Annotated in this window: 15 protein-coding genes and 3 pseudogenes; 4 read left to right on the forward strand and 14 right to left on the reverse strand. The window is 38.4% G+C overall.

All coding sequences use genetic code 11. The features are described from left to right. Positions 1-376: 376 nt before the first annotated feature. The 11 genes and pseudogenes from AAZO_RS41480 to AAZO_RS15180 all read right to left on the reverse strand — a co-directional run bounded on the left by AAZO_RS41480 (position 377) and on the right by AAZO_RS15180 (position 5,313). Positions 377-499: a hypothetical protein gene (locus tag AAZO_RS41480; protein ID WP_266885330.1), complete on the reverse strand. Its 123-nt coding sequence runs from the start codon at positions 497-499 to the stop codon at positions 377-379. 45 nt (positions 500-544) lie between these two features. Next, entirely contained in the window at positions 545-757 is a 213-nt protein-coding gene (locus AAZO_RS15150) for a hypothetical protein (RefSeq protein WP_144031311.1), read from the reverse strand. Positions 758-1,026: 269 nt separating this feature from the next. Continuing rightward, on the reverse strand, positions 1,027-1,176 hold the full coding sequence (locus AAZO_RS35450) for a hypothetical protein (protein WP_187289494.1): 150 nt from the start codon (positions 1,174-1,176) through the stop codon (positions 1,027-1,029). 305 nt (positions 1,177-1,481) lie between these two features. Continuing rightward, complete coding sequence (locus AAZO_RS41485) at positions 1,482-1,607, reverse strand: hypothetical protein (RefSeq protein ID WP_266885334.1); 126 nt, start codon at positions 1,605-1,607, stop codon at positions 1,482-1,484. Positions 1,608-1,852: 245 nt separating this feature from the next. Then, a complete protein-coding gene (locus AAZO_RS15160) occupies positions 1,853-2,962 on the reverse strand; it encodes a Gfo/Idh/MocA family protein (RefSeq protein WP_013191918.1) in 1,110 nt (369 codons plus the stop codon). Positions 2,963-3,006: 44 nt separating this feature from the next. Next, positions 3,007-3,222, reverse strand: a pseudogene (locus tag AAZO_RS30710) (DUF1822 family protein); the annotation flags it as partial. Between the two features lie 69 nt (positions 3,223-3,291). Next, on the reverse strand, positions 3,292-3,447 hold the full coding sequence (locus AAZO_RS35455; RefSeq protein WP_187289495.1) for a hypothetical protein: 156 nt from the start codon (positions 3,445-3,447) through the stop codon (positions 3,292-3,294). 86 nt (positions 3,448-3,533) lie between these two features. Next, positions 3,534-3,683, reverse strand: a complete 150-nt coding sequence (locus AAZO_RS35460) for a hypothetical protein (protein ID WP_187289496.1) — start codon at positions 3,681-3,683, stop codon at positions 3,534-3,536. Positions 3,684-4,446: 763 nt separating this feature from the next. After that, positions 4,447-4,605: a hypothetical protein gene (locus AAZO_RS38570; protein ID WP_013191919.1), complete on the reverse strand. Its 159-nt coding sequence runs from the start codon at positions 4,603-4,605 to the stop codon at positions 4,447-4,449. A 103-nt stretch (positions 4,606-4,708) separates the two neighbouring features. Continuing rightward, positions 4,709-4,867 carry a YqaE/Pmp3 family membrane protein gene (locus AAZO_RS30715; protein ID WP_013191920.1) on the reverse strand — a complete coding sequence of 53 codons (159 nt, stop codon included), beginning with the start codon at positions 4,865-4,867 and terminating at the stop codon, positions 4,709-4,711. 89 nt (positions 4,868-4,956) lie between these two features. Further along, entirely contained in the window at positions 4,957-5,313 is a 357-nt protein-coding gene (locus AAZO_RS15180; RefSeq protein WP_013191921.1) for a translation initiation factor, read from the reverse strand. A gap of 269 nt (positions 5,314-5,582) precedes the next feature. Here AAZO_RS15180 and AAZO_RS38575 point away from each other — a divergent pair, with 269 nt between their 5' ends. The 3 genes from AAZO_RS38575 (at position 5,583) to AAZO_RS15190 (ending at position 6,945) form a co-directional block, all read left to right on the forward strand. Next, entirely contained in the window at positions 5,583-5,867 is a 285-nt protein-coding gene (locus AAZO_RS38575) for a hypothetical protein (protein WP_228371218.1), read from the forward strand. A gap of 222 nt (positions 5,868-6,089) precedes the next feature. After that, a complete protein-coding gene (locus AAZO_RS38580) occupies positions 6,090-6,257 on the forward strand; it encodes a hypothetical protein (protein ID WP_228371219.1) in 168 nt (55 codons plus the stop codon). 328 nt (positions 6,258-6,585) lie between these two features. After that, the gene (locus AAZO_RS15190) at positions 6,586-6,945 is read left to right on the forward strand and encodes a hypothetical protein (protein ID WP_013191922.1); all 360 of its coding nucleotides are present in this window, start codon (positions 6,586-6,588) and stop codon (positions 6,943-6,945) included. Positions 6,946-6,954: 9 nt separating this feature from the next. On the opposite strand, the pseudogene surE reads toward AAZO_RS15190, so the two are convergent. Continuing rightward, a pseudogene (gene surE, locus AAZO_RS15195) lies at positions 6,955-7,656 on the reverse strand (5'/3'-nucleotidase SurE). A gap of 140 nt (positions 7,657-7,796) precedes the next feature. Here surE and psb32 point away from each other — a divergent pair. Beyond that, on the forward strand, positions 7,797-8,534 hold the full coding sequence (gene psb32 / locus AAZO_RS15200; protein ID WP_013191923.1) for a photosystem II repair protein Psb32: 738 nt from the start codon (positions 7,797-7,799) through the stop codon (positions 8,532-8,534). Positions 8,535-8,873: 339 nt separating this feature from the next. Here psb32 and AAZO_RS15210 read toward each other — a convergent pair whose 3' ends face one another. Continuing rightward, positions 8,874-9,257 (reverse strand): DUF4346 domain-containing protein, encoded by a 384-nt coding sequence (locus AAZO_RS15210; protein WP_041643210.1) that lies wholly within the window; start codon positions 9,255-9,257, stop codon positions 8,874-8,876. Positions 9,258-9,364: 107 nt separating this feature from the next. Further along, a pseudogene (locus AAZO_RS15215) lies at positions 9,365-10,550 on the reverse strand (GNAT family N-acetyltransferase). Positions 10,551-10,938 lie beyond the last annotated feature (388 nt).

Genomic DNA, 10,938 nt, shown 5'->3' on the forward strand with positions numbered 1-10,938 from the left:
AAAAACTCAATTAGAGAAAGTGCTTGACGGCGACAAGTTTTTATAACCGTCAATAAGTTGGCAGTATGTTGGAATAGCTCTAGAGAAAGAGAATCACCACAGACTTTTCGATGTGTCAGTGCTAAACCTAACCTTGGTTCAGCTAAATTATTATCAAGGTCTAGTGCCTAAGGAAGGTAAAAGTTTACCAGGTGCCCCTGGGGCTTGATCAATGAATGAATGGAAGATTCAACTTTTGGTTGAAACTAGGATGAGCAAGTCAAGAATTCATGAAGGTTTTGGGTTTGTTGGAATAAAGGGTAGTTTTTAAAACCTTCATCTATGAGGTCCATGAATTTTGTGCCAATTTCTTGGTGATTGAAGCTAGGAATCTTGATTAGTGTCTTGAAGTGACGGGGTAGGGTAGATGTGCCTGACATTTCTGTTGAGCTGTGACCGCATAATCGTTATAGGCAGTAAAGTCATCAGAACTGAGTACACCAGAGTAACTTGAACCCACAATGGATTCTAACTCACGAGGACAAGGAGTATCAGGCCCATAAAATCAAGGGAAGTCACTATTGGCAAAAATCCATAACCATTGTTTCACCCCTTTGAGTACCCAGGGTGTTTCATCCCCAAGGATATGAGGCTGGGTTTGTTTGATCCACTGTTTGAGGCTATGAATACTTTGAGCCACTGGACCATCTATTCCTTTATTGGTACCTACTAATGTTCCCACTCCAATTTCTATTTGACCGAGTTCCCACAACAACAAGTGTTGTTTTTCATAGGGTCAATGGCCCTAGTTATTGATCCGTCCCAAAAAAGCTTGTCCTGTGATTCCTATATCTTGTCCCGGTACTATCTCTGGTGACCAGAGTAGCGCTTGTGTTTCCGCACACACACTGCAAGTCTACGTATATCTTTCATATTCTACTATTTGGATTGCCCTGTCCACCAAGTCCCCTACTTGTTGTGTTTGGATTTTTATTGGTTCGCCAAACAATTGCCCCTGACGTCACCATCCGCATACTTGCCGTCCCACTATCTCAAATTTATTCTATCTATTCCACCAAACACCTTTCTCCTTTTTCCCCTATGCCCTGGTTGTCCTCCTAGTTCCCGTTTTCGTGTCTGGTTTTCTTCTGGTTTCTCTTCTTGTTTGTTCTCGGTTTCTTTGAGGATGTCTCCCAAGGGTGGTTTGGATCATGTTATGGTCTCTAAATCTCTACTGACTTTGAGTTTCTCTATTTCTTTTTCCAGTTCTACTACTCTATTTGTTAGGTTCTCTATACTTTTCCCCTAGTCAATAATGATTTCTACCAGTTGCTCTGTTCCCAACTGCTTCAATATGTCTCTGTCTAGTTTTGGTCCCAGCTTCTTTTCCATAACTGCTATATTCTGCCTCTCCTATCACACTTGTCAATACCCCACCACCTCAATCCTTACAAACGAACAAATAAGACTATTAGTTACTTACCATCCTGAGCTAGATAAATTCAATATCCTGGACTCCAATCAATCTTATATTCACCAATGCCATCAAACCATTTAACATTTGATGTATTACCTAACTCCAGAGGAGACTTAGCAACTGTCACCTTCGGCCCCGCTTGGGAATCCAAGCTATCAAAGCATTCTTGGTAAGGACTTGAACCATCTTATTTAAAAGAATCTTGAACTTTTATATTAGACATAATAAAATATTGCTTGATATATAGTAACCTATATATCAAGCAATATGATTCTAGAGAAACTTAAACTTGTGTAAATTTATTATTCAAATTTGATCAGACTCCGAACTCAATACTGCTCGGTTAGGGGAGAAGAAGCTTTAACCTTTCCCCAAACCAATTTGCAACTTTCAGGTTTATAATTGAGTATTTCTAGCTAAGAATGATTCTATACTTGGTACATCTACCCAGGTTTTTAATTGATTGGATTTATAGGATAAATCCATTAATAATTGAGAATACATACCCTCATACAAAGAGGGTGTAGTTTCCTGCTTGGTTTCAATTCCTTTTACCCATTGGTCTACCACATGCAGAAATGCACAAATCCGACCATCATTATAATGTTGGGGAAAGAGTAAATGTTGAGGAATTTCTATTTCTTGTAAAGGTTGACCTGGTTGTGAACCCCAAACCCGGAAACCGTGAATATAATCTTTTTGGTTATAGCTTCCTAAAACTAATGTCCCTTTATCTCCATATACTTCTAGCCAATGTGGTCTGTCTGCATAAACAACTGCACTAATAGAAACTTGGCAAGGTATACCATTTGCTAATTCTAAAGTTAGTAAACAATTATCATCTGTATCTACTGGTTTTAATTCTCCAGTCTCTGGGTTAGTTCTGGCAGTAATAGCTGTACTCAAATGGGCGTTTAATCTGTTAACTGAACCGAATAACCAGTTAATATAATCAAAAGCATGAGAACCTAAAGAACCTAATGCACCTCCACCTTCTTCTTGACTAGAATACCAATTCCAACGACGGGATGTATCTGCACGGGAAGAACCCAACCAATCAATTTTGATTAAGCGCAAATTACCCACAGAGTTTGAGGATAGAAGCTGAGAAAACAGTTGCCATGCGGGAACAAAGCGAAATTCAAAATCTACAGATGCAATTACACCTTGATTTTTAGCTAAAAGATATAGTTCTTTGGCTTCGTTTGCATTTAAGGTGATGGGTTTTTCTAGTAAAATATGTTTACCAGATTGCAGGACTTGTTTTGCCATTTCATAGTGTAAAAATGGCGGTGTGGAAATGCTGACTGCTTGCACTTCTAGTAAAGCGAGAATTTCTGTTAGATTATCACTAGCATGGGGGATATTATAAGTTGCGGCTATGGCCTTAGCTCTATGAATATCTCGATGATAAATAGCAACTATCTCTGTTTTGTGATGGGCTTGAAATGCGGGAATATGTACTTTCTGACCAAATCCAGTACCGACAACTGCAACACCAATCATAGTTTGTTAAAAGTTGAAAGTTCAAATCTATTAAAACTGTACAATTAAAACCTGAGAATTTTACGGTCATAATTTTTCCGTAAGGGTTCAATTTCCCAAACTATGCCTTCTCCTGGTTATAATGCGACATCTATAAATAATGATTCTACCGCAGTTGTAGCTACGGCTTTGTTGTCGGGGAAGGGTTGTAAATCTTCGGTAAGAAGTCGGAGTTTAAAACCGGAGGGAATGGTTAAACCAACGGTGAGGTGACGCAATTCAAGGCCCTATGTATCTTCTGGTTGTGAATACCACAACCAGAAGTGTTGTTTTTCATAGGGTCATTGACCCTAGTTATTGATCCATCCCAAAAAAGCTTGTCCTGTGATTCCTATATCTTGTCCCGGTACTATCTCTGGTGACCAGTGTGCCCTTTGGGTTTCCCTACACACACTGCAAATCCACGTATATCTTTCATATTCTACTATTTGGATTGGCCTGTCCACCAACTCCCCTAGTTGTTGTGTTTGGATTTTTATTGGTCCGCCAAACAATTACCCCTGACCTCACCATCCACATACTTGCCGTCCCACTATCTCAAATCTATTCTATCTACTCCACCAAACCCCTTTCTCCTTTTTCCCCTATGCCCTGGTTGTCCTCCTGGGTTCCGTTTTCGTGTCTGGTTTTCTTTTAGTTTCTCTTCTTGTTTGTTCTCCGTTTCTTTGACAATGTCTCCCAAAGGTGGTTTGGATAATGTTATGGTCTCTAAATCTCTACTGACTTTGAGTTTCTCTATTTCTTTTTCCAGTTCTACTACTCTATTTTGTTAGCTTCTCTATACTTTTCCCCTGGTCAATAATGATTTCTACCAGTTGCTCTATTGCTAACTGCTTCAATATGTCTCTGTCTAGTTTTGGTGGCAGCTTCTTTTCCATAACTGCTATATTCTGCCTCACCTATCACACTTGTCAATACCCCACCACCTGAATCCTTACCTTCTGGAACTCGAAAACCAAATTCTTGCAGGACTTGAGTAGCTAAATTGCTAAAAACCATAACTAATATCTGCCCAAAATCTTTTACTAAAACCTGATATTTCTTCATTTTCAGGTTTTTCTAGCAGAATATCGGTGAAGACTAAGAAATATTACATAGTATACCGTAAAAATCCATGACAATGATGATAAATTTTATAAATGCTATCAAAAACAGGTAATAAGCTTTCACCTATTACCCGTTACCTATGATCAATAAATGTCTCTAATCTCCTGTAGCCATCAGGAACAGATTCAAAATCACCTTACCACTAGGACTTTTTACCTCTACCTGAATACAACTCGGATCACTTGGTCGCCAACTTACTTGATATTTTGTGCCATTATTATTTCAAGTATAAACTTGACGGTTATTAGTTCCTGAAGGAACAGCACTAGACAGGGTAATATAAGAATTACTCTTACGGTTCTCGCCATAATAATAGATATTATTATCAAAAGACAAACTTACTCTCCAGACAAACTTACTATCCAGTCTTTATCAGCAAAATTTACTTTTGGATAATTGTATGATGCGGCTAGTACAGGTTGAGGAATGGCAACATCAATAATCGCAGGTGCAGAAATACCCAAAATTCTTGCTAAAGCAATAGCTTTATAGTTCATAAAGGACTCTTTGGTGAAGGCACAATGAGATACTTATACAAATCAATAAAATTAAAGGAATAAGTCGAGAGATAGGAAAATAGCACCTACCTCTCAGCCATAATTACTTCTTGGCAATTATCCAAACCGCGTGGATAATTCCCGGAATATAACCGAACAACGTCAAAACGATATTAATCCAAAAATCCCAAGCGAAACCTACTTGCAAAAATACTCCTAAAGGTGGCAGAAAAACCGCGCATAAAATCCGTACTAAATCCATTTCACCCTCCCATTAATATTCCACGTCTGTACAATTAACATCACTTGCCATAAATACGATTCCTAAAAAGATACGGTAAACCGTACTTCTTAACCACCGCTGATTTTGGCTTTGTAACCAAGCTTGATTAAAATCTCTAATATTTTCTGTTTATGATCTCCCTGAATTTCAATTTCGTTCTCTTTCAGAGTTCCACCTGTACCGCATTGGGTTTTTAACTGTTTTAATAAAGCAGCCAAATTTTCTGGTTTAGTTTGAAACCCGGTAATTATTGTCACAGTTTTACCTTTGCGTCCAGCACGAGTAGCTTGTACTCTCACATTTTGCTGATTTGGTGGTAAATCTTGGATTCCGCATTCTACACCACGTTCTAATGCAGGTGAGATACCCTTACCAAATTCTTGGTAAACAAAGCGTTTGTCTGATTTGGGATTGGAAGAAGACATAAATTTTCGTTCAGGTTTAGTTCAGGGAAAATAAATGTTTACGAAAGTACTAAAGGCTACAGGAGATAACTTAGCTTGAGAACTTAAATTGAGTCTATTCTGTCATTTTAGCCAATCTGTGACTAGTACTGAGGGATTCCCATAAGTGAATCAATGGTTTACCTATCAGCTTGAAACAGGATACTGAGAAATATATGTAATTACATTAATCCTTTTGGGGATTGGAGTAATATAGATTACCGAAAGGAAGAATTTGAGATATAATTTCTATGTTCAAAATTCCATTATCAACATCAGCTATTCCTGAAAAGCTCCCCACATGTAATAAACAGTATCGTTTTATGGGGGCGATGGCAGTTCTAGTTTTAATTAGTCTGTCGACTTCATCTGGTGGAGCGCCAATTCCTCATACTATTTCTAACAGTTGGGAAGGGTTTGTTTGGGGTATAGGAGATCCTGTTATTGGCTTAAGTTGGTTAGCTGGTATAATCGCTCTGGCTTTACTCTCTGCAAGGTTTGTCCGTGGTGCTTGGATAGGTGGATTCTTTATCTAATCTGCTTTATGTGGACAAATACTTCATTTGTGTGAGCCAAATCTCCAAGGTGCAGAAATGGTAGTCGCTTTATGAACTATCATATTTGGTGTAGTGTTAACTTTACCTACGCAAATAACTTGGTTGGCTGGTCCTATACTCAGTGTTACTGCTGGTCTATCTTAAGGTTATACTGATGGTCAAGCCATCATAGGTACAGAAATTGTAACTCTAGTTCCATATTTGATTGGTGTTAGCTTAACTCAAATTGCGATTGCAATGTCTGCTAGAAGAATAGGCATAATTATCACTCAAAAGGTAATGACTCAGATGTTACCTAGAACTATTCCCTGGATTGGGTTAACTTTTTGTGCAGTTGGTATCGTATTTTTGGGCAATGCAGTAATCTAGGATTAACAAAATACTTTAGCGTTGTTTTGCTACTGGGAATATCACTAGCTTGGTAATTGTCCTTAGGAAAAATTAAAATAACTTGCCCAATTACAAACTTGGTATTATTGTTGCTAATAACCTTAACTTTTGTGAAAATAAGATCAAAATTATTACTAAGTAACTACTAGATTACACAATCTAGTCATCCTTAATCATTTGTGTGTGTGAATTTTTTTCTATATACCTGCTTCCACAAGTGAACAAATAAAACAACACTGCTATGGAATTTTCTTTTGATTCCGAAATTTTAATTAACACAGTTTATGGCTGATTATGAAATTATTTGATGAATATTAACGATATTACTATGATGATTTCTCAAAATTGGGGCGGTCAGGAAATGATTTCAGTAAGTATCGAAACTAAAATCAACAGATTAGAATCTATTCTTGAGCAAATTGGTGAAGCTGTACTCTCAACAACTGAGACAATTGAACGTCTCGCTGAAAGATTAGATGCTCTAAGTTCACAAGTAGAGGCTCAAGGAAAACAAGTACAGCAGCAAGGGTATCAAATTTTTGCTTTGTGTGATGCTGTTCAAAGTTTAGCTGAATCTCAGAAAGATTCACTACAAGGAATTAGTCAATTGACACAAACTGTAGATAAAATCGTATCTTTGCTGCAATGTTCAGATGAAGAAACATGAAGTTTTAAATCAAAGCTTCAACTGAGTAATTGCAATATTTCCAGACAAACATATATCTACATCACTACCAGGAGTGCAATACCTTCAGTGAGCTTCGCTAACACGTTTACCATATTCATCTTCATAATAAAAATTATCACCTTCTATTCGACAATTCACAGGTAAAGGTTTGGTAGAAGGTTGACAAAATACAAATTCAGGATCAGTATCTCCTGGTAATAGATGGGGTAACTTAACATTCGAAAAGCCACCAGGTTCTAAAGGACGTTCCAGCAAGTTTGCTAATATTTCTGATGTCCATTGAGTGGCTAAATCCCAATCATAATTTAGCTTGTATTTGCGATACAGAGAAATGGCAATTCCGGGAATACCGTGCATTGCTGCTTCGCGAACAGCCGCAACAGTACCCCAAATGTATGCATCCACTCCTAAGTTTCCACCAGGATTAGTACCTGACAGGACAAATTTGATATCTTCGCAAATTTGTGTTACTGCAATTCTGACACAATCAGCGGGAGTACCAGCAATTCTATACTCAACCTTAGAACAGCGTTGTAGCTTAATAGGACGATGGGTAGTAACTTGATATCCATAACCAGACTGATATTCTTGTGGTGCAGCGATAATTACATTTTTGTTGTTTACGACTTTGACTAAGGCTTGGATACCTGGTGCGTCGATACCGTCGTCGTTAGTTAAGATAATTTTCATTATTGTATTTTAACGCAGAGGAACACGGAGGTAGCGCGGAGGTACACAGAGTTTTGGGTTGGAAAATTATCCACAAATGAGATGCTTTTGACATGGATTGTGTAGTATTTTGAGTGCTAGAGTGTCTTAGGATTCATCCCATGGAACAGCTACTCAAGCAATTATTTAGTATTCAGAAATACATTATTCGCCTCATTTTACCCTTGATGGTGATCTTGATGGCAACTTATCTGTTTACTGCACCAGCATTAGCTACAGGTGTATATCAAATCCCCAACCTGACAGGGGATACTTGGATTGTAGATGAAGGTGAAGTTATTAGCCGTCTTAATGAAGGTCAAATTAGCGGCACTCTTAAAGACTTGGCTAAGGAAACTGGCAAGGAAGTCAGGATTGTTACCATTCATCGTCTTGACTATGGGGAAACACCGGAAAGTTTCGCCAAAGGACTATTTACAAAATGGTTTCCTACACCAGAGGAACAGGCTAATCAAAGTCTGTTGGTCATTGATACTGTTACCAATGGCGCAACTATTATTAGCGGGGATCAGGTTAAATCTTTATTGACTTATTCAATCGCTAATAGTGTGACTGAGGAAACCCTGGGTGCAGCTTTACGCAATGGTAATAAATATAATCAAGGATTATTGGATGCGAGCGAGCGCTTGGTAACAGTTCTTTCCGGTAAACCTGATCCCGGCCCACCGGAAGAAAAAGAAACCATACAGGTAGAAGGAACATTTACCAAAGCTGAAGACACCGACAAAAATAAGGGCAATGCTACCGCTTGGGTAGTAGGATTATTAATTGCTGCCACTGTGATCCCCATGGCAACTTATTACATCTATCAAATCAATCAGCCTTCAAATCAAGGGTAGCTAATTGGGGATTGGGTGGCTAATAACCTATCAATGTCGACCCATTCCCCACATTATAATTACGGAAAATAGACCTAGAATAGGAGAAAGTGGAAATGCATTTGTGGCTTCACTTCTTAATCCCCCAGCACCTAATCAGCCCATGATGAAAGCTGCTGCTGAATATAAACAACCAATGGGATTAAAATGACTTCTCCTACCTTTAACTATATTCTTGAACCTCTGCGTTCTCAACACAACCGAGATGATTTTCTGGCAAGCATTTTAAAGATGTTGTCATGATTGGAGGTATGAGATAGGAAAAAGTAAACCGGGATAACTGATAACTGATAACTGTCCCTAATCCTGCACGTAATCCTTCCCTGTCACCAAAGCAACTTCAGCCCGGACAAATTCTCGCCCTAAATAAGCAGCATGATCTAAGAAAGTAACAGGACAGGGTTGAGTTTCTTCAAAAATTTTCACACACAATTCTTTTGCCGTCCGCCCGCTAAATACCATTGTGTGAGTTCTTTCCACCTTACCCCGTGCTGGAATCACCTTGCCTGTTTCTGGATCTACAGCCAAACCGCAATCATCAATCACATTTGTGAAATGCTTGGCATAAATCAACCGATCATTGCGGTCGATGTAAATAATGAAATAGCCGTTAGGGTCAAGGTCAATACGACGCTGTGAAAGTTTATCATCAATGGCCGTTAAATCATCAACTATTAAATCCATACCCATTCTAAAAAGAGAAATTATGTCAACAGTTTTTTTTACATTACAACTCAAGTGTAATTCTTAAGTTAGCTTTTTCTCAAAAATTACAGGCTGGTACTGGAAATTTATTCTGAATTCCTGGTAGCAAAAGGTAACTCTGCGTTAATTGCTTTCATTTCCTCCTCTTCCATTTGATTCACCTCCAAGATATAGGGACCTAAGATTTGTCCTAAACGATTATTGTAAAAGCGGTGTAGGCTGTAATTGGGGGTAGGGGGAAACCCACGGCGTTTTTTATGTCTTCCACCTGCACCGGGGTCAAAAGTTTGGATACCGTGAGCAATCGCCCACTCAATCGGTGCATAATAACAAGCATCAAAATGCAAGCAATCTATGTCCTGAAAACTGCCCCCAATAGCGTCCATACAGTTTGTCATCCTTAAATAGACAAAATGACATCCCCACAGGCTGATGCTGATTATATTCACCATAAGCACCGAAAAACACCACTCGATGGCGATAATTATAAAATAGTTGTTCAAAAAACCTTTTGGTTAAATATTTACTGCCCCACCAACCAAACTTATCACAGGTATCAGCATAAAGATCATACATCAACGGAAACAGCGACTTAGGAATTTCATCCCCAGTTATTGCTTGCAGTCGTAAACCTGCCTTTTCTACAGCCTTACGTTCCCGCCTAATATTCCGTTTTTGATTAGCATTAAATACTTTTAACTAATCATCAAAAGTTTGAAAATTAGAATTTTTTCAAATATAGTTATGGTGCAATCAAGGCGTAAAACCTTGTCTTTACAAGACTGGCTGCCATTGAGGATCAACATAAAGAAAATGACAACCAGAAATCCCATGTTTAACGCAAAAGGCATCAATCTCATGCACCATTAACGCGCTGATTTCTTCCTCATCTTCCCCATCTGCAATTAAGAAGAGATAGCCTTCAGCGGGAGTAAAAGGTGACATTCCCAACATTTTTGGATAATACTCTACCCCAATGCGACAAGCTAATTCCGCCCAGTGATGATCAAATACAAATTCACCCTGACTATTCCCTTTTAGATACAGTGGGGCAGCAGCAATTAATACTCTATCTCGCCACAAAGTTAAGTGATTTGGCAAGCAACCCGCATTTGCTGTCGTACTATGGGAAGTTTCCATATTATTCAGCCAATCCCACTCCAAAAACGGGGTTTTCAGGGGCATAGCCAAAGCACCCCAGACTGCTTGAGGAACTTCGGTAATTTTATTAGTCCAAATAACAGAGTAGTTTGGTTTGAATTGTTTCAGCATCGTGTAGTTTTAAATATCTACTTTGAATATCTAAAAGTTAGCAAAAGCTTTATTTAGCCTAATCCATCACCACTGATTATTGCCGTGGATCATGGAGAAATACTTCCAGTACAACTGTGTAAAGTTCTAGTAACAAACAGTATTTAACCAGTTGTTGAAAGAATTTAATATCCGGATTGAGGTGTCTAGAACTTGAAAGCACTATATGAAGAGGCCAAGGAGATTTATTTTCTTTCTTTCTCTGTTGTAACAGTACTGGCTTTAATATGGTAGTTATTGTACCGTAAATATAAAGCGTAATAGCACTGTTGTATCAGTGCCTAAGCTAAACCAACCACAAATTTCTCATTAACTCTTGTATTCTGAACTCCTTATTGAATAATTTCAC

This window comes from 'Nostoc azollae' 0708, assembly GCF_000196515.1.
GTDB lineage: Bacteria > Cyanobacteriota > Cyanobacteriia > Cyanobacteriales > Nostocaceae > Trichormus_B > Trichormus_B azollae.

Excerpts from the sequence above, each read along its gene's own strand:
- AAZO_RS15160 (WP_013191918.1), bottom strand. The coding sequence starts at position 2,962 with ATGATTGGTGTTGCAGTTGTCGGTACTGGATTTGGTCAGAAAGTACAT.
- AAZO_RS38570 (WP_013191919.1), bottom strand. The coding sequence starts at position 4,605 with ATGAACTATAAAGCTATTGCTTTAGCAAGAATTTTGGGTATTTCTGCA.
- AAZO_RS30715 (WP_013191920.1), bottom strand. The coding sequence starts at position 4,867 with ATGGATTTAGTACGGATTTTATGCGCGGTTTTTCTGCCACCTTTAGGA.
- AAZO_RS15180 (WP_013191921.1), bottom strand. The coding sequence starts at position 5,313 with ATGTCTTCTTCCAATCCCAAATCAGACAAACGCTTTGTTTACCAAGAA.
- AAZO_RS38575 (WP_228371218.1), top strand. The coding sequence starts at position 5,583 with ATGTTCAAAATTCCATTATCAACATCAGCTATTCCTGAAAAGCTCCCC.
- AAZO_RS15190 (WP_013191922.1), top strand. The coding sequence starts at position 6,586 with ATGAATATTAACGATATTACTATGATGATTTCTCAAAATTGGGGCGGT.
- psb32 (WP_013191923.1), top strand. The coding sequence starts at position 7,797 with ATGGAACAGCTACTCAAGCAATTATTTAGTATTCAGAAATACATTATT.
- AAZO_RS15210 (WP_041643210.1), bottom strand. The coding sequence starts at position 9,257 with ATGGATTTAATAGTTGATGATTTAACGGCCATTGATGATAAACTTTCA.